A 16,627-nucleotide genomic window follows, 5' to 3' on the forward strand; every position below is an offset into this window, starting at 1 on the left:
GCTGACAGGGCGGACGTGGCAACTCTGGCACATCTTCGCAGGACCCGAAGACAGGGGTCCGCTAGGAGGCATTCGCCCACCTCATCAGGGAGATGGTCCGTTTTCGTACGGCATCACCGGTGCGTGCCGATTGACACTCTTCGGTGACACCTTGCCGGTTTTTTCCATTACCTGTTCCATTACCTGTCCGGGGGCGAGCCGTCGATCGGACGGCCGAGCACACCGGGGCGCCGCTGCCAGGGCCGCGGTCCCGTCGGCGGACGGTAGGCGACTCCCAGGGCGTCGAGTCGTCCGTAGTGCGCGGCCATCCGCCGCTCGAAGTCGGCGAAGTCCCGTTCCGCCGGGGCCGGCAGGCGGCTCCAGGCCACCTCGGCGAAGGCGGCCAGGCGTGGGAACGTCTGGTAGTCCACGCGCGCCTGGTCCTCCATCACCTCGGTCCACACGTTGGCCTGCGTCCCGAGCACGTGCGGGACCTCGTCCGGCGTCAACTGGGCGGGAACGGGCTCGAACCGATAGACGTCCTCCAGGGTGCGCACGTACCCGATCGGCACCGGCTCGTCGGCGCCCGCGTCCTGACGGTGGTCCAGATACACCTGCTGCTCGGGGCACATGACGACGTCGTGGCCCGCGCGGGCCGCCGCGATGCCGCCCGCGTACCCGCGCCAGGAGGACACCGCCGCACCCTTCGCGAGCCCGCCCTCCAGAATCTCGTCCCAGCCGATGAGCCGCCGCCCGCGCGCGGCGAGCCAGCTGTCGAAGTGACCGATGAACCACGCCTGGAGCTCGTCCTCGTCCCTCAGCCCGAGTTCCCTGATGCGCTCCTGCGCCGTAGCCGACTGCCGCCACTGGTCCTTGAGGCATTCGTCACCCCCGACATGAATGAACTCCGAGGGGAACAGCTCCAGGACTTCCTCGAACACCCCCTCGTAGAAGCGCAGGGTGTTGTCAGTGGGGGCGAGTACGTTCGGATTGATCCCCCAGGTGTCCCAGACGGAGAGCGCGGAGGTGTCTATGACGTCGGTGTTGCCGAGTTCCGGGTACGCGGCAATGGCGGCCTGCGAGTGTCCGGGTACGTCGATTTCGGGGACGACGGTGATATGCCGCTCGGCGGCGTACGCGACGATCTCGCGGATGTCGTCCTGGGTGTAGTGGCCACCGTGCGGCTTCTCGTCCCACAGCGGGGAGGCCCGATGGCCGAATTTGGTGCGCGCCCGCCAGGAGCCGACCTCGGTGAGCCGGGGGTACTTCTGGATCTCGACGCGCCAGCCCTGGTCGTCCGTCAGGTGGAAGTGGAAGACGTTGAGTTTGTGGGCGGCCATCAGGTCCAGGTAGCGCAGCACGCCGTCCTTGGGCATGAAGTGCCGGGCGACGTCGAGCATCAGGCCGCGCCAGCGGAATCGGGGGGAGTCCCGGATCTCCGTCAGGGGCAGCCGCCACGTACGGCCGGGGAGGGGTGCGCGCCGGAAGGCGTCGGGGCCGAGGAGCTGGCGCAGCGTCTGGGCGCCCCAGAAGACACCGGCAGGCGAGCCGCCCTGGATGTGGACGCCGTGGGGGGCGATGACGAGGCGGTATGCCTCGGCGTCGAGTCCGGGCCGGACGGACAGATGGAGGACGTCGTACTCGTCCCCCTTCTTGGGCGGCAGCGCGAGCCCGGTCGCCGCGCCGAGCGTCGCGCGCAGCCATCGCGCGGTGTCCTCGGTGCCCGGACCGGCCTCGATCCCGAAGCCGTCGCCGAGTTCGAGGAAGCCCGTGGCCCGCTCCATCCGGTGCGGTGCCGGAATGAGATCCATGAATGATCAGCCTTTCAGTCCTTGACCGCGCCGCCCAGCCCCGACACCAGCCGTCGCTGCACGAGCACGAAGAAGATCAGCACCGGAATCGTCATCACCGTGGACGCCGCCATCACGCCGCCCCAGTCCGGCTCGTCCGGTTTGTAGAAGACGAGCAGGGCCATCGGCAGGGTTGACTGTGAGGTGTCGCTGATGATGAAGGACTTGGCGAACAGGAAGTCGTTCCAGGCGGAGATGAAGGAGAAAACGCTGGTGGCCACGAGGCCGGGGAAGACCAGCGGGAAAAGGATCTGCCACAGGAATCGCGACCGGCTCGCCCCGTCCATGTACGCGGCCTCCTCCAGCGCCTCCGGAACGGCCTTCACAAACCCCCGCAGCATCCAGATCGCGAACGGCAGCGAGAAGGCGATGTGCGGCAGGATCAGCGAGCCGAGCGTGTTCAGTTGGCCGAAGTCCCGCATGAGGAAGAACAGGGGGATCGTCAGCGCCTCCACCGGCACCATCTGGGCCACCAGAAACATGATCAGCAAGGTGGTCCGGAAGCGGAAGCGGAATCGTGTCACCGCGGTCGCCGCGAGAAACGCGATCAGCGCCGAGACGATCACGACCGTGCACGCGACGACAAGGCTGTTGAGGAAGTAACGGCCGAATTCGTTCTGCTCGAAGACCCGCCGGAAGGAATCCAGAGAGGGAGCGAGCGTCCAGGGCCGTGGCTCGCTCGACTCGATCTCGCCGGCCGGTTTGAAGGCGCTCAGCACCATCCAGTACAGCGGAAACGCCACCACCACGGCGATCAGCAGCGCGGACGCCTCCGCGAGCAGCCGCCAGGGACGCCGTACGAAGCTCATGGCACTCACCGGCCTCACAGCTCCTCCCCCTGCCTGCGCAGCAACCGCAGATACACCAGCGTGACCGCCAGCAGGATCAGCAGCATCACCACGCCGATCGCCGAGCCCAGGCTGTACTGCGAGGACGCGAAGGCCTTTTGGTAGGCGTACACGTTCAGCACGAGGTTCTGGCCCGCGATGCCGCCGCCGTTCGTCATGACGTAGATCTGCGTGAAGACCTTGAAGTCCCAGATGACCGACTGGATGGTGACGACCACGAGGATCGGCCGCAGCATCGGCGCCAGCACCGACCGCCAGATCCGCCACTGCGAGGCACCGTCCAGCGCGGCGGCCTCCAGCACCTCCGCCGGTACGGCACGGATACCGGCGTACACCGTCACCATCACGAACGGAAAGGAGCACCAGACCACTTCGAGCAGGACGAGGAAGAAGGCACTGAAGCGCCCGTACGTCCACGAGTGGTCGCCGAGCCCCAGGACGCGGTTCACCGGCCCGAAGTCCGGGTCGAACAGGAACAGCCACACCGTCGAGCCGGTGATGGCGGGCGTCGCCCACGCCCCCATCGCGGCCAGCATCAGCGCGAGCCGCGGCACGGCACGCACGCGCGTGAGCAGCACGGCGAGCGCACAGCCGACGGCGAGCGTCGAGACGACGCAGGCCGCCGCGAAGACGACCGTCGCCAGCAGCACCTGCCAGAACTGCTCGTCGCCGAAGAGCTCCGCATAGTTCCCGAAGCCCTGGAAGGTGGTGGGTTCCCCACCGCTGACCTGTGCCTGGGTGTACTGGAAGAACGAGATCAGCCCGAGCTGGTAGACGGGGTAGACGAGCAGGCCGGCGAGGACGACGAGAGCGGGGGCGAGGTAGAGCCAAGGTGTGCTCCAACGCCCCATGGGGCGCGGGGAACTGTTCATCCGGCGGAGCCAAACGCCTCGTCCATCTTCTTGGCGGCGTCCTCAGAAGCCCCCGCCACGTCCTTCTTGCCGCTGATGACCTCTTGGAACATCGTCGGCAGAACGAGCGAGGAGTCGATCTCGGACCACGCAGGCGACGCGGGAACGAACTTCGTACCCGCGGCGAGGGTCTCCGCGAAAGGCTTGACGTACGGCTCCTGCGCCGCCACCTGCTGCCTCACGTCGGAGAACGTCGGCAGGAACCCCATCGCCCCGAACATCGAGGCCTGCGTCTTCTTCGAGGCCAGCTGCTCCATCAGCTCGACCGCCAGCGTGCGGTGCGACGTGCTCTTCAGTACGCCGATGTTGTTGCCCCCGGCGAACGCGGGAGCGATGGAGCCCGCCGCCACCCCCGGCAGCGGCACCACCGCGTACTTGCCCTTCACCTTCCCGGCCTCCACGGCGGTGTGGCTGAAGTCGCCGCCGATCGCCATGCCCGCCTTGCCGGCCGCGAACGCGGTGACGGTGTCGTTGCCACCCATGCCCGCGCACTTGGCGGCGGGACAGTTGTCGTCGGTGAAGAGGGAGGTGTAGGCCTTGATGCCCTTCTGGGCGGCCGCGCTGTCGATCGCCGAGGCGTACGAGCCGCCCTTGCCGGCCGCGATCTCACCGCCGTTGGCCCACACGAACGGCATCGCGCCGTACGTGTACGCCCCGCCCACCACAAGCCCGTACAGCTCGGGCTTCGCGGCGCGGATCTTACGGGCCGTCGTCGCCAACTCGGTCATGGTCTTCGGGACTTCGAGGCCGAGTTCCTCGAAGACGTCCGTGCGGTAGTACAGGGCGCGGACGCCGACGTAGAAGGGCGCGCCGTAGATCTTGCCGTCCACGGTGACGGACTGCTTGGCCGTGGGGTCGGTGTCCTTGGCCTCGCTCCAGTCGCCGAACTCCTTGGTGACGTCGAGGAGTCCGCCGTCCTTCACATAGCCGGCGGTGTCCGTGTTGCCGTACTCCATCACGTCGGGGGCGGAGTCCGGGTCGTTGAAGGCGGCCTTGACGCGCTGGGCGCGGGTCTCGATCGGGATGTACTCGACGTCGACCTCGGTGCCGTCGTGGGCCTTCTCGAAGGCGGTGACGACGGAGTCGACGACCTTCTCCTTCGGCTTGTTGCCGACTTCCTGGAAGAGCCAGACACGCAGCGTGCCGGTCTTCTCGTCCTTGTCGGAGGAGGAGTTGGTGGAGGTCTGGGGGGCGCAGGCGGTGACGGCCAGGGCGGTGAGCAGTACGGCGAGTCTGGGGGCGAGCTTCATGGAGCGGTCCTCCGAGCGTACGTTGCAACATATGCAATGACGGTTTCGCTCTGCACAACGCATCGGAGCCTAGGGACTACATGAACATGGCCACAAGAGGTCTCAACCACTTCGTGACACGCAAAGGCCCCCGGGGTGCGCCGAAACGCGCCCCGGGGGCCTTGCAAGCCTCAGGCCGGAGGGAGGGTTACTTCTTGTCGCCGCCCTTGCCCTTGTCGTCGCCACCGGCGCCCATGGACTCGTAGATCTCCTTGCACATGGGACACACCGGGTACTTCTTCGGGTCGCGGCCGGGCACCCAGACCTTGCCGCAGAGCGCCACGACGGGGGTGCCGTCGAGGGCGCTCGCCATGATCTTGTCCTTCTGGACATAGTGGGCGAAGCGCTCATGGTCGCCGTCGCCGTGGGACACCTGTGGCGTCGGCTCTACGAGGGTCCCCGTACCAGTCCCGCGCTGCGGCTGGGTCTCAGGCTCAAGAGTGCTCATAACAACCAAGAGTACTGAAGCCCACAGGCGTCAGTTGAGCGATGGGTCGTCCGGGTACGTGGCCACCATCGCGAGCTCGTTGCGCTGTCGACGCAGGACCTCGCGCCAGAGCCTTTCCGGCGACGGCGAGGAGACGTCTCCGGGCTCGGACTCGACGACGTACCAGGCGCCCTCCACCAGCTCGTCCTCCAGCTGGCCGGGGCCCCAGCCGGCGTATCCGGCGAAGATCCGCAGACTGCCGACGGCCGAGGCGAGCAGCTCCGGCGGGGCCTCCAGGTCCACGAGCCCGATCGCGCCGTGCACCCGGCGCCAGCCCAGCGGGGCGCTCTCGCCGTTCGCGTCGCCGGGGATGACGGCGACGCCGAGGGCCGAGTCGAGGGACACCGGGCCACCCTGGAAGACGACGCCGGGTTCGCCGGCGAGGTCCGCCCAGCCCTCCAGGATGTCGCCCACGTCCACGGGGGTCGGACGGTTGAGGACGACACCGAGGGAGCCCTCCTCGTCGTGGTCGAGAAGGAGCACCACCGCGCGGTCGAAGTTCGGGTCCGCCAGGGCGGGCGTTGCCACGAGCAGCCGCCCTGTGAGCGAGGACACCTCGGTCATGCCAGACATGATCCCGCATCTTCCCTTCGCGTGGGGAGGCAATCCCGGTTCGGGAGTGAATGCAGCTCAGGGCGGAAAGGAGCGCCCCCGGGCGCACGGCCGCGATGGTGACCGCTTGTGCCCGCCGGTGAACGGTTCGTGTTGTGACACAGCTATGACGATCCTGAGCCCTCCTTGGGCTTACTGAAGGGGGGTCGGCGGCGATTACCCTTTCCCTCCTGGCCCCTGCCCAACTCATCGGAACGCGAGATACATGACCGTCAACGACGATGTCCTGCTTGTCCACGGCGGAACCCCGCTGGAGGGCGAGATCCGTGTCCGCGGTGCGAAGAACCTCGTACCGAAGGCCATGGTCGCCGCTCTGCTGGGCGGCGAGCCAAGTCGACTGCGCAACGTGCCGGACATCCGTGACGTGCGCGTCGTACGCGGTCTGCTGCAGCTGCACGGGGTGACGGTCCGCCCGGGTGAGGAACCGGGCGAGCTGGTGATGGACCCGTCCCACGTGGAGAGCGCGAACGTCGCTGACATCGATGCCCACGCGGGTTCGAGCCGTATCCCGATCCTCTTCTGCGGCCCTCTGCTGCACCGCCTCGGGCACGCCTTCATCCCCGGTCTCGGCGGCTGCGACATCGGCGGCCGGCCCATCGACTTCCACTTCGAGGTGCTGCGGCAGTTCGGCGCGCGGATCGAGAAGCGGGCGGACGGGCAGTACCTGGAGGCTCCGCAGCGGCTGCGCGGCACGAAGATCCGGCTGCCTTACCCGTCCGTCGGCGCGACCGAGCAGGTGCTGCTGACGGCCGTCCTCGCCGAAGGCGTCACCGAGCTCTCGAACGCGGCCGTGGAGCCGGAGATCGAGGACCTCATCTGCGTCCTGCAGAAGATGGGCGCCATCATCGGCGTGGACACCGACCGCACGATCCGCATCACCGGTGTGGACTCGCTCGGCGGCTACAACCACAAGGCGCTCCCCGACCGCCTGGAGGCCGCCTCGTGGGCGTCCGCGGCGCTCGCGACCGAGGGCAACATCTACGTCCGTGGCGCCCAGCAGCGCTCGATGATGACGTTCCTCAACACCTACCGGAAGGTGGGCGGTGCCTTCGAGATCGACGACGAGGGCATCCGTTTCTGGCACCCCGGCGGCCAGTTGAAGTCCATCGCCCTCGAAACGGACGTGCACCCCGGCTTCCAGACGGACTGGCAGCAGCCGCTGGTGGTCGCCCTCACGCAGGCGACAGGCCTGTCGATCATCCACGAGACGGTCTACGAGTCCCGCCTCGGCTTCACCTCCGCCCTGAACCAGATGGGCGCCCACATCCAGCTCTACCGCGAGTGCCTGGGCGGCTCCGACTGCCGCTTCGGCCAGCGCAACTTCCTGCACTCCGCGGTCGTCTCCGGCCCCACCAAGCTCCAGGGCGCCGACCTGGTCATCCCCGACCTTCGCGGCGGCTTCTCGTACCTCATCGCGGCCCTGGCGGCCCAGGGCACGTCCCGGGTCCACGGCATCGACCTGATCAACCGCGGCTACGAGAACTTCATGGAGAAGCTCGTCGAGCTGGGCGCGAAGGTGGAGTTGCCGGGCAAGGCGCTCGGCTAACGGCCAGAGGACCGACGTAAGCCGATGGGGCGGTCACCCAGTACTGGGTGACCGCCCCATCGGCGTTGAGTGCAACCCCCTAAGGGGCGCGGGGAACTGCGCGACCAGCCACAACCAGCCCGCAGCCGCCCACGGCGCCAGGCTGCAGCGGCGTTGAGGCGCCCTTACTTACCCTTGGCCGCTTCCTTGAGCTTGGAGCCCGCGGAGACCTTGACGCTGTAGCCGGCCGGGATCTGGATCGGGTCGCCGGTCTGCGGGTTGCGCGCGGTGCGAGCGGCACGGTGGGTGCGCTCGAAGGTCAGGAAGCCAGGGATGGTGACCTTCTCGTCGCCCTTGGCGACAATCTCGCCGACGGTCTCGGCGAACGCGGCCAGCACGGCGTCGGCGTCCTTGCGGGTCACCTCGGCGCGGTCGGCCAGCGCGGCCACCAGCTCACTGCGGTTCATGTTGTTACTCCCGTGTTCTTCTTGCTGTTGAGGCGTGCCACGCGGCGGAGCCGCATATTGGGCACAGCTAAGCCGATGCTGCCAGGGTCCTCGGACAGTCCCCGGACCCGGGTCCGTCGTCAGACCCTCGCGCGCCCAGTGACGCATCCTGCCCCTACCTGCGGCGGGAAAGCCAATCCGGCACCCGGAGGAGTCGTGAGAACACCCTTGGGAGTCACACGAAGAGAGGGCCTGAGCATTCGCGTCACGATAAACGGCGGCTGGAGGCCCTTGGTTCCACGACGCGCCGTTACAAGGGCTTGCCGTGGCGATCCTCACAGCCGCCACACACTTTCGGGCCGCAGCGGGGTCCGGGGGCGGCAGCCCCCGGCGACGCCCGCTCCGATGCCGATCGTGACGCGGGTGCCTACTCGACCGACGACACGGCGCTGACGGACTTCGCCGCTTCCCGCACCGCGCCGGCCACCGCTCCCGCGACCTTGTCGTTGAAGACGCTCGGGATGATGTAGTTCGGGTTCAGCTCGTCCTCGGTCACCACATCCGCCAGCGCCTTCGCGGCCGCGAGCATCATCTCGGTGTTGACCGTGCGGGACTGAGCGTCCAGCAGACCGCGGAAGACGCCCGGGAAGACCAGCACGTTGTTGATCTGGTTCGGGAAGTCGGAGCGGCCCGTGGCCACAACTGCGGCCGTCTGACGGGCGATTGCCGGGTCGACCTCGGGGTCCGGGTTCGCGAGCGCGAACACGATCGCGTCGTCGGCCATGGCGGCCACGTCGTCGCCGTCCAGGACGTTCGGGGCCGAGACGCCGATGAAGACGTCCGCGCCGCGCACGGCCTCCTTCAGCGTGCCGGTCAGGCCCTCGGGGTTGGTGTTGTCGGCGATCCAGCGCAGCGGCGAGTCGGCGGGGGCGTCCCGCAGGTCCTCGCGGCCGGCGTGCACGACGCCGTGGATGTCGGCGACGACGGCGTTCTTCACGCCCGCGGCGATCAGCAGTTTGAGGATGGCCGTACCGGCCGCGCCGGCGCCGGACATGACGACGCGGATGTTCTCAATTGCCTTGCCCGCAACGCGAAGTGCGTTGGTCAGGGCGGCCAGGACGACGATCGCCGTGCCGTGCTGGTCGTCGTGGAAGACGGGGATGTCGAGGGCCTCGCGCAGCCGCGCCTCGATCTCGAAGCAGCGCGGGGCGGAGATGTCCTCGAGGTTGATGCCGGCGAACCCGGGGGCGATCGCCTTGACGATCTCGACGATCGCGTCGGTGTCCTGGGTGTCCAGGCAGATCGGCCAGGCGTCGATACCGGCGAACCGCTTGAAGAGGGCCGCCTTGCCCTCCATGACGGGCAGCGCGGCCTTGGGGCCGATGTTGCCGAGGCCCAGCACCGCCGAGCCGTCCGTCACAACCGCAACGGAGTTGCGCTTGATGGTCAGACGCCGCGCGTCCTCGGGGTTCTCGGCGATCGCCATGCAGACGCGGGCGACGCCCGGCGTGTAGATCATCGAGAGGTCGTCACGGTTGCGGATGGGGTGCTTGGACTGCATCTCGATCTTGCCGCCGAGGTGCATGAGGAACGTACGGTCGGAGACCTTGCCGAGCGTGACGCCCTCGATGCCGCGGAGCTGCTCGACGATCTCGTCGGCGTGCGCCGTGGAGGTCGCGGCGATGGTGACGTCGATGCGGAGCTTCTCGTGGCCGGAGGCGGTCACGTCGAGGCCGGTCACCGAGCCTCCGTGGGACTCGACGGCTCCGGTGAGCTGGGAGACCGCGGTTCCGCTCGCGGGCACCTCCAGCCGGACCGTCATCGAGTAGGAGACGCTGGGCGCCGTTGCCATGGCCGACTTCCTCTGCTTTCACCGTGTGACGCTGGATGCCGTCCGATCGTCGCACCTACCGCTGAGTAGGAGTTAGCCGGGCTTGAATTGCGAACGTATTGTTCGCCACGTCTTCTCATAAAAAGAGGCCCACGTCACATCGTGACGTGGGCCTCTTCAACGTTCATGACACCGACCCGCCATGCTCGCCTCGCGGCAAGTGGTCGCTCGTAGCGACGAAGGTTGGGCCCGGGGGCTTGGATCGAGCCGGTGCCACACCCAGGCTAACAAACAGATCCCGTAAGGCCATTCCCGTACCGGGTGTTCCTCCGGATCAATCTCTGAGCAGGTCCGGCACCCCGGTCGCGTCCGGCTCGTCCCGCTCCCCCGACACCACGGTGAGCTGCTGGGTCGCCCGGGTCAGCGCGACGTACAGCACCCGCAGTCCGGCCGGGGACTCGTCCGCGATCTCCGCCGGTGAGACGACGACCGTCGCGTCGTACTCCAGCCCCTTGGCCTCCAGGCTGCCGAGCGCCACGACCCGGTCGCCGAGCCCGGCGAGCCACTTGGCCGCCTCCTCGCGCCGCTGCATGGCGACGACGACGCCGACCGTGCCGTCGACGCGGTCGAGCAACCGGGCGGCCTCCTCGCGGACGGTGTGCGCGAGGGAGTCCTCCACGACGGTGCTGCGTCCCTTGTTCGTTGTCACAAAACGCGGCTCGACGCCGGTGGAGCGGACCGCCGACGGCGAGGTCGAGCCGGGCATGGCCAGGGCCAGTACCTTCGCCGCCAGCTCGGCGATCTCGGCGGGGTTGCGGTAGTTCACGGTGAGCTGGAAGCGGCGGCGCGGGCGGGAGCCGAGTGCCTCGTCGCGGGCCTGGGCCGCCTCGTCGACGTCGGACCAGGAGGACTGGGCCGGGTCGCCGACGATCGTCCAGGTGGCGTGCCGGCCACGGCGGCCGAGCATCCGCCACTGCATCGGCGTGACGTCCTGGGCCTCGTCGACGATGACGTGGGCGTACTCGGTGCGCTCCTGCGCAAGCCGCTCGGCGCGCTCGCGCTGCGACTCCTCGCGGACCGGCATCAGCTCTTCCAGGCCGGTGAGCTGGTCGAGCGGGTCCAGCTCGCGCCTCTTCCTCGGGCGGGCCGGGCTGCCGAGGATCGCCTGGAGCTCGTCCAGCATGGCGATGTCGTGCACGGAGTGGCCGTCCCGCTTCAGCGAGCGGGCCACCTTGCGGACCTCGCCGGGGTTGAGGATCCGGCGGGACCAGCGACCGAGCCGCCGCTCGTCGGCCATCGCCGCCAGCACGGCCGCCGGAGTCAACTCCGGCCACCATGCGTCGAGGAAGGCGATGAAGCTGTCCTCCGAGGTGACGTCCTCGTCGAAGGAGGAGCGCAGCTCGGCGGCGAGCTCGGGGTCGGAGTGGCGGGTGGCGCCGCCCGACTGCGCCCACAGGGCGTCGAGCAGCAGCTTGCGGGCGCGCGGGCGCAGCAGGTTCACGGGGGCCGTGCCGCCCAGGACGTTGTGGCGGATCCGCTCCAGCTCCCCGGCCTCCAGTTCGAGCCGGCGCCCGAAGGCGACGACCCTGAGCCGGGTCGGCGAATCGTTCAGCTCCAGGGCCCCGCGGGCGGCCTTCCGCAGCACCTTGAGCATGCGGTACGAGCCCTTGGCGCGGGCCGTGGACGGGGAGTCGTACAGCTTGGCCTCGGCGCCGTCGACGAGCGAGCCGATCGCACGGATGGCGACCTGGCCCTCCTCGCCGAGCGACGGGAGCACGCCCTCGGTGTACGCCACCAGCAGCGGGGTCGGGGAGACGATCAGGATGCCGCCCGCGTACCGGCGCCGGTCCTGGTAGAGCAGGTAGGCGGCGCGGTGCAGGGCCACGGCCGTCTTCCCCGTCCCCGGACCGCCCTCGACGTAGGTCACGGAGGCGGCGGGGGCGCGGATGACCAGGTCCTGCTCGGCCTGGATGGACGCGACGATGTCCCGCATGGTGTGGCTGCGGGCCTGGCCGAGGGCGGCCATGAGGGCGCCGTCGCCGATGACCGGCAGCTCGTTGCCGTCGAGGAAGGCCTTGAGCTCGGGGCGCATGAGGTCGTCCTCGACGCTCAGCACCCGGCGCCCCTTGGAGCGGATGACCCGGCGCCGTACGACCCGTCCCGGATCCACCGGAGTGGAGCGGTAGAAGGGCGCCGCGGCCGGGGCCCGCCAGTCGATGACCAGCGGGGCGTAGTCCTGGTCGAGCACGCCGATGCGGCCGATGTGCAGGGTCTCGGCGATGTCGGCGGTGTTGTCGTCCCGCACCGCGCCCTCGGCGGGCTCGACGGCGGTGTACGCGCCGTCGGGTCCCTTCTTGCCGTCCTTGCCGAGGAGCAGGTCGATACGGCCGAAGAGGAAGTCCTCGAACTCGTTGTTGAGCCGATTGAGGTGGACACCGGCCCGGAAGACCTGCGCGTCCCGCTCGGCGAGCGCGCCGGGTGTGCCGACCTGGCCACGCTTGGCCGCGTCGTTCATGAGGAACTCCGCCTCGTGGATCTTCTCCTCGAGGCGCTGGTACACCCGGTCCAGGTGTTCCTGTTCGACGCCGATCTCTCGGTCTCTCGAGGAGTCTTCGAGCGCGGTTTCCTGTGGAGCCTGAGCGGCCACCGGGCCCCCTTCTGACGTGCTGGGCAGCCGTCAACCGTACGCGAAAGGGACCCGGAAAAGCTACGGCGGCTACACGTCGACCTCGACGATCTTCTTTCCGTCGAAGTCCATGATCTCGACGTGATCGACATCGTCCGGTGCCATGGAGACGCCGCCGCTGACGTAGAGCGGGTTCCTGGCCTGCTCGGTCTTGGCGTCCGGGATGCCGTAGCCCCACTTGGGGACGGACCAGGAGGCGGCCGTCTCGCGCTCGCCGTCCTTGCTGACGAAGATCATGGAACACTTGAGCGGGCCCTTGACGCCCTTGAGTTCGAGGGCCGTCTCGGTGCCCCAGAGCTTCTCCGACATGGCGACGGTCGCACTGGCACCGGTCGTGGAGTCGCTCCCCGAGACCTTGTTCTCGATGCTGGTGAACAGGTCCTTGGCGGGGTTGGCCGCCACCACGGTCCGGTTTCCGTCGCCGCCGCCGCTGCCGTCGCCGCCGTTCGTCGCCACGGCCACGAACGGGCCGCCGACGATCAGCGCGGCCGCCGCGGCGACCATGTAGAAGCTGCGCCGGCGCTTCTGGGCGCGACGCTCGGCGACCTCGTCCACGAGCTTGTTCACCAGACGCGGGCTGGGCTTCGCCGACAGGGAGTCGCCGATCGCGGGCGTACCGGCACCGGGCAGGTCCGCGAGCGCGGCGAGCATCGGCTCCATTCCGGCGAGCTCGTCCAGCTGCTGGGCGCACCATTCGCAGGTCGCGAGGTGAGCTTCGAAAGCGGTTGCCTCGGCGTCGTCGAGGATCCCGAGGGCATAGGCACCGACGGTCTCGTGTTCGCTCGGAACCGGATGTCCCTGCATGGGTCCAGACATACCCGAACCGCCCATCCCGAATCCCTGGTTTCCCCCGTAAACACTCATCACGCCGTCACCCCCCGCTCCTCCAGAGCCAGCTTCATCGACCGCAGGGCATAGAAGACCCTGGAACGAACGGTGCCACTGGGTATGCCCAGCGTCTCGGCCGCCTCGTTGACCGTACGCCCCTTGAAGTACGTCTCGACCAGTACCTCCCGGTGGGCGGGGGTCAGGTCGTCGAGTGCGTCCGACAGCGTCATCAGCCACAGCGCCTTGTCGATCTCGTCCTCCGCGGGGATGACCTCCAGCGGCGACGGATCGACCTCCTGCGGCCGGGCCTGCCGGCTGCGGTGGCCGTCGATGACGATGCGCCGGGCGACCGTCACCAGCCAGGGGCGTACCGATCCGGTCGCTCGATTGAGCTGTCCGGCGTTCTTCCAGGCACGGATGAGCGTCTCCTGCACGACGTCCTCTGCTCGTTGCCGATCACCGGCGACCAGTCGAAGGACATACGCAAGGAGGGGTCCGGCGTGCTCTCTGTACAGCGCACGCATCAGCTCCTCATCAGGTTCCGAGGGCTGGGACATGCGATGTCGGGCCCTCGATCCACGTTCATTGGCCACGACGGAATCCTTGCGCACGCCCACCTCCGATGTCCGGGGGTTCCCCCAGTCGGTCGCTCGACCACCCGTACGGAAGCGGCGCGTTGAGTGTTCAAAGTGAGGCGACAGTTTTCTGCGGAGTGACGTGACGAGCGGGACATGGCAGCACATTCCCACCGTGCGATCTTTACATTTCCACCACATCGGCAAGATCGTTTCGATGCTTCCCTACGGTGGCGTAGGTAAACGGCATGTAATCGAAATCACTTCGACAGCCGTTCCACAGAAGCCGCATAACGGACTGTCAGGCGCGAGCGAGGGCCGCGCGACGACGATGCCGAGCGACCCTTTCCCGATTCCCGCAGACCTCACTGGAACACCAGCGCCTCCTGCGCCCCCGGGACGAATCGACATAAACGATCGGGCAGTTGTCGCCCTCGCACTCCCTCAGCCCGGCCCGCGCGACCGGATCGGTGAGCAGTTCCACGGCGTCCCGCGCGACGGCACCGAGCAGCGCGGCGCACTCGGGCGGATGATCCAACTCCCTCACGAGGGTGCCGTCTTCACTCCGTACGGCACGGGGGGCCGGGGGCGCGGTGCAGGCGAGGTCGTTCACGCGGGCGAGCGCGATGTCGTACGACGGCCAGGGCTCGGGGGCGAGTCCGCCGCGCACCAACTGTCCGATACGTCCACGCAGTTCGCGGAACTGCACGAGCCAGGAGCCGTCGGCGTGGGCCAGCGGAGTACCCGGCGGAACCAGCCCCGCCCCGACGATCCAGGCGCACAACACCTCGACGGAGTCGAACCGTTCCTCGGGGTGCGTGGTCGCGAGGAGATCCAGACAGATCCGCCCGGCGTCGAACCGCAGCTCGTACGCGTCCGTGACCGTACCCAGTGCCATGTGCCTGTCACCGCCTAGGGGTCACCCCGGTCAACAGGGGTCGGTGAGGTGCTGTGAGAGGGCTGGGGGAAGAGCAGGGAGAAGGGCTGGGGAGAAGCGTCCCCTCTAACAGTGCCTGCCCGCCGCCGGAGCCGGAACCCCTCGTACCGCCCACAGCCCTGGACGACCGCGCGTGGAGCTGCGCGTGACGGCCTTGTTCCGGACGCCGGGCGCTCTACGCTCACCGGGCGCACCGGCATGGTTTCCGCCCCCGCCGCCCCTACCCGTCCCGTCCTTGAAGGGGCTCCGCCCCTTCCACCCCGCCAGGGGGCTCCGCCCCCTGGACCCCCGCTCCTCAAACGCCGGAGGGGCTGATTTCACCAGGGCACTTCACCTCACGACGCCGGCCCAGGCATTTCAGCCCGTTCGGCGTTCGAGGACGGGCGCGGCCATCCCGATCCCCCACCCACCCGCTGGGGGCTCTACCTCCCGGCGCTGACGGTCACTGCCCAGCGCCGGCCCAGGTATTTCAGCCCGTCCGGCGTTTGAGGACGAGGCCCCTTCAGGGCCGAAGCGGGGGTCTGGGGGCCGCAGGCCCCCAGGACGGCGGGGTCGAAGGGGCGGCAGCCCCTGGAGGACGGGAAGGGTAGGGGCGGCGGGGGCGAGAAAAGCCAAGGCCCGCCCCGGCACCGGCACCGCTACACGTCCGCGTACTTCGCGTCCGCCGCCGGATCCAACGCCAGCCGATACCCCCGCTTGACGACAGTCTGGATCAGCTTCGGCGCCCCCAGAGCCGTACGAAGCCGAGCCATCGCCGTCTCCACCGCATGCTCGTCCCGCCCCGCCCCCGGCAACGCCCGCAACAGCTCCGCGCGCGGCACCACCCACCCCGGCCGACGAGACAGAGCCCGCAGCAGCGACATGCCCGCCGGCGGCACGGGACGCAGTGCGCCGTCGACCAGAACCGCGTGCCCGCGAATCTCCACGTGGTGCCCGGCAATCGGCAGCGACCGAGCCCGACCGGGCAGCTCCTGACACAGCAGCTGGACCAGCGGACCGAGCCGGAACCGTTCGGGCTGGACCGTGTCGACGCCGAGCGCCTGCAGCGGCAGCGCGGTGACCGGACCGACGCAGGCCGGAAGGACGTCATGATTGAGGGCGGCGAGCAGCTCCGGAAGCAGCCCGCGCTCCTCCGCCCGCGACAGCAGGGACGCCGCGGCCGGGGCGCTGGTGAAGGTGAGGGCGTCCAGCCCGCGGGAGACCGTCGCGTCCAGCAGACGGTCGACCGGGCCGATGTCCTCCGGCGGCAGCCACCGGTAGACGGGGACCCCGAGCACCTCCGCTCCCGCGGCCCGCAACGCCTCCACGAATCCGGGCAGCGGCTCACCGTGCAGCTGGATGGCGACCCGGCGCCCGTCGACGCCCTCCTCCAGCAGCCGGTCCAGTACCTCGGCCATGGACTCGCTGGACGGCGACCAGTCCTCCGTGAGCCCGGCGGCCCGTACCGCGCCCTTGACCTTCGGTCCGCGCGCGAGGATCTCGACCCCGCGCAGCCGTTCCAGCAGGTCTTCGCCCAGCCCCCATCCGTCGGCGGCCTCGATCCAGCCCCGGAAGCCGATCGCGGTCGTGGCGACCACGACGTCCGGCGTCCGCTGGATGATCTCCTTGGTGGCGGCGAGCAGCTCGCTGTCGTCGGCGAGTGGCACGATGCGCAGGGCAGGGGCGTGCAGGACGGCGGCGCCGCGCCGCTGGAGCAACGCCCCGAGCTCGTCGGCCCGGCGCGCGGCGGTCACGCCCACGGTGAACCCCGCGAGGGGCCCATGGTCGGATTGCTGCTGTTCGTCGTACATAACTCTCGTCCCGCACTCGAGTTGTGGTGCCTG

At 69.1% G+C, this 16,627-nt stretch carries 14 protein-coding genes; 1 reads left to right on the forward strand and 13 read right to left on the reverse strand.

Annotated features, from left to right (window positions below):
• Window positions 1–179: 179 nt before the first annotated feature.
• The 6 genes from EHO50_RS06685 to EHO50_RS06710 all read right to left on the reverse strand — a co-directional run bounded on the left by EHO50_RS06685 (window position 180) and on the right by EHO50_RS06710 (window position 5,928).
• Complete coding sequence (locus tag EHO50_RS06685) at window positions 180–1,790, reverse strand: beta-N-acetylhexosaminidase (protein ID WP_128428823.1); 1,611 nt, start codon at window positions 1,788–1,790, stop codon at window positions 180–182.
• Between the two features lie 14 nt (window positions 1,791–1,804).
• On the reverse strand, window positions 1,805–2,638 hold the full coding sequence (locus EHO50_RS06690) for a carbohydrate ABC transporter permease (RefSeq protein ID WP_128429014.1): 834 nt from the start codon (window positions 2,636–2,638) through the stop codon (window positions 1,805–1,807).
• Window positions 2,639–2,652: 14 nt separating this feature from the next.
• On the reverse strand, window positions 2,653–3,549 hold the full coding sequence (locus EHO50_RS06695) for a carbohydrate ABC transporter permease (protein ID WP_128428824.1): 897 nt from the start codon (window positions 3,547–3,549) through the stop codon (window positions 2,653–2,655).
• The gene (locus EHO50_RS06700; protein ID WP_128428825.1) at window positions 3,546–4,838 is read right to left on the reverse strand and encodes an extracellular solute-binding protein; all 1,293 of its coding nucleotides are present in this window, start codon (window positions 4,836–4,838) and stop codon (window positions 3,546–3,548) included. The genes EHO50_RS06695 and EHO50_RS06700 overlap by 4 nt, the downstream gene beginning before the upstream one ends.
• A gap of 187 nt (window positions 4,839–5,025) precedes the next feature.
• The gene (locus EHO50_RS06705) at window positions 5,026–5,325 is read right to left on the reverse strand and encodes a DUF3039 domain-containing protein (protein ID WP_128428826.1); all 300 of its coding nucleotides are present in this window, start codon (window positions 5,323–5,325) and stop codon (window positions 5,026–5,028) included.
• Between the two features lie 30 nt (window positions 5,326–5,355).
• A complete protein-coding gene (locus EHO50_RS06710) occupies window positions 5,356–5,928 on the reverse strand; it encodes a YqgE/AlgH family protein (RefSeq protein ID WP_030054423.1) in 573 nt (190 codons plus the stop codon).
• 253 nt (window positions 5,929–6,181) lie between these two features.
• Between EHO50_RS06710 and murA the strand changes: the two genes are divergently transcribed.
• Entirely contained in the window at window positions 6,182–7,522 is a 1,341-nt protein-coding gene (gene murA, locus EHO50_RS06715) for a UDP-N-acetylglucosamine 1-carboxyvinyltransferase (RefSeq protein WP_128428827.1), read from the forward strand.
• A 164-nt stretch (window positions 7,523–7,686) separates the two neighbouring features.
• Here murA and EHO50_RS06720 read toward each other — a convergent pair whose 3' ends face one another.
• The 7 genes from EHO50_RS06720 to EHO50_RS06750 form a co-directional block, all read right to left on the reverse strand.
• On the reverse strand, window positions 7,687–7,968 hold the full coding sequence (locus EHO50_RS06720) for an HU family DNA-binding protein (RefSeq protein WP_007382399.1): 282 nt from the start codon (window positions 7,966–7,968) through the stop codon (window positions 7,687–7,689).
• 406 nt (window positions 7,969–8,374) lie between these two features.
• Complete coding sequence (locus EHO50_RS06725; RefSeq protein ID WP_128428828.1) at window positions 8,375–9,799, reverse strand: NAD-dependent malic enzyme; 1,425 nt, start codon at window positions 9,797–9,799, stop codon at window positions 8,375–8,377.
• 313 nt (window positions 9,800–10,112) lie between these two features.
• Window positions 10,113–12,425, reverse strand: a complete 2,313-nt coding sequence (locus EHO50_RS06730) for a HelD family protein (RefSeq protein ID WP_128428829.1) — start codon at window positions 12,423–12,425, stop codon at window positions 10,113–10,115.
• A gap of 69 nt (window positions 12,426–12,494) precedes the next feature.
• The gene (locus EHO50_RS06735; protein WP_128428830.1) at window positions 12,495–13,328 is read right to left on the reverse strand and encodes an anti-sigma factor family protein; all 834 of its coding nucleotides are present in this window, start codon (window positions 13,326–13,328) and stop codon (window positions 12,495–12,497) included.
• Window positions 13,328–13,849 carry a sigma-70 family RNA polymerase sigma factor gene (locus EHO50_RS06740; protein ID WP_010039908.1) on the reverse strand — a complete coding sequence of 174 codons (522 nt, stop codon included), beginning with the start codon at window positions 13,847–13,849 and terminating at the stop codon, window positions 13,328–13,330. The genes EHO50_RS06735 and EHO50_RS06740 overlap by 1 nt, the downstream gene beginning before the upstream one ends.
• A 319-nt stretch (window positions 13,850–14,168) precedes the next feature.
• Window positions 14,169–14,765, reverse strand: a complete 597-nt coding sequence (locus tag EHO50_RS06745) for a CGNR zinc finger domain-containing protein (protein ID WP_128428831.1) — start codon at window positions 14,763–14,765, stop codon at window positions 14,169–14,171.
• 677 nt (window positions 14,766–15,442) lie between these two features.
• A complete protein-coding gene (locus EHO50_RS06750; RefSeq protein WP_128428832.1) occupies window positions 15,443–16,594 on the reverse strand; it encodes a uroporphyrinogen-III synthase in 1,152 nt (383 codons plus the stop codon).
• Window positions 16,595–16,627 lie beyond the last annotated feature (33 nt).

The sequence above is a fragment of the Streptomyces cyaneus genome, assembly GCF_004028635.1.
Taxonomy (GTDB): domain Bacteria; phylum Actinomycetota; class Actinomycetes; order Streptomycetales; family Streptomycetaceae; genus Streptomyces; species Streptomyces cyaneus.

Bases quoted from the DNA above. Each gene is read 5' to 3' on its own strand.
- EHO50_RS06705 (WP_128428826.1), bottom strand. From the start codon at position 5,325: ATGAGCACTCTTGAGCCTGAGACCCAGCCGCAGCGCGGGACTGGTACG.
- EHO50_RS06750 (WP_128428832.1), bottom strand. From the start codon at position 16,594: ATGTACGACGAACAGCAGCAATCCGACCATGGGCCCCTCGCGGGGTTC.
- EHO50_RS06685 (WP_128428823.1), bottom strand. From the start codon at position 1,790: ATGGATCTCATTCCGGCACCGCACCGGATGGAGCGGGCCACGGGCTTC.
- EHO50_RS06735 (WP_128428830.1), bottom strand. From the start codon at position 13,328: ATGAGTGTTTACGGGGGAAACCAGGGATTCGGGATGGGCGGTTCGGGT.
- EHO50_RS06710 (WP_030054423.1), bottom strand. From the start codon at position 5,928: ATGACCGAGGTGTCCTCGCTCACAGGGCGGCTGCTCGTGGCAACGCCC.
- murA (WP_128428827.1), top strand. From the start codon at position 6,182: ATGACCGTCAACGACGATGTCCTGCTTGTCCACGGCGGAACCCCGCTG.
- EHO50_RS06690 (WP_128429014.1), bottom strand. From the start codon at position 2,638: ATGAGCTTCGTACGGCGTCCCTGGCGGCTGCTCGCGGAGGCGTCCGCG.
- EHO50_RS06745 (WP_128428831.1), bottom strand. From the start codon at position 14,765: ATGGCACTGGGTACGGTCACGGACGCGTACGAGCTGCGGTTCGACGCC.
- EHO50_RS06725 (WP_128428828.1), bottom strand. From the start codon at position 9,799: ATGGCAACGGCGCCCAGCGTCTCCTACTCGATGACGGTCCGGCTGGAG.
- EHO50_RS06695 (WP_128428824.1), bottom strand. From the start codon at position 3,549: ATGAACAGTTCCCCGCGCCCCATGGGGCGTTGGAGCACACCTTGGCTC.
- EHO50_RS06740 (WP_010039908.1), bottom strand. From the start codon at position 13,849: ATGTCCCAGCCCTCGGAACCTGATGAGGAGCTGATGCGTGCGCTGTAC.
- EHO50_RS06700 (WP_128428825.1), bottom strand. From the start codon at position 4,838: ATGAAGCTCGCCCCCAGACTCGCCGTACTGCTCACCGCCCTGGCCGTC.
- EHO50_RS06720 (WP_007382399.1), bottom strand. From the start codon at position 7,968: ATGAACCGCAGTGAGCTGGTGGCCGCGCTGGCCGACCGCGCCGAGGTG.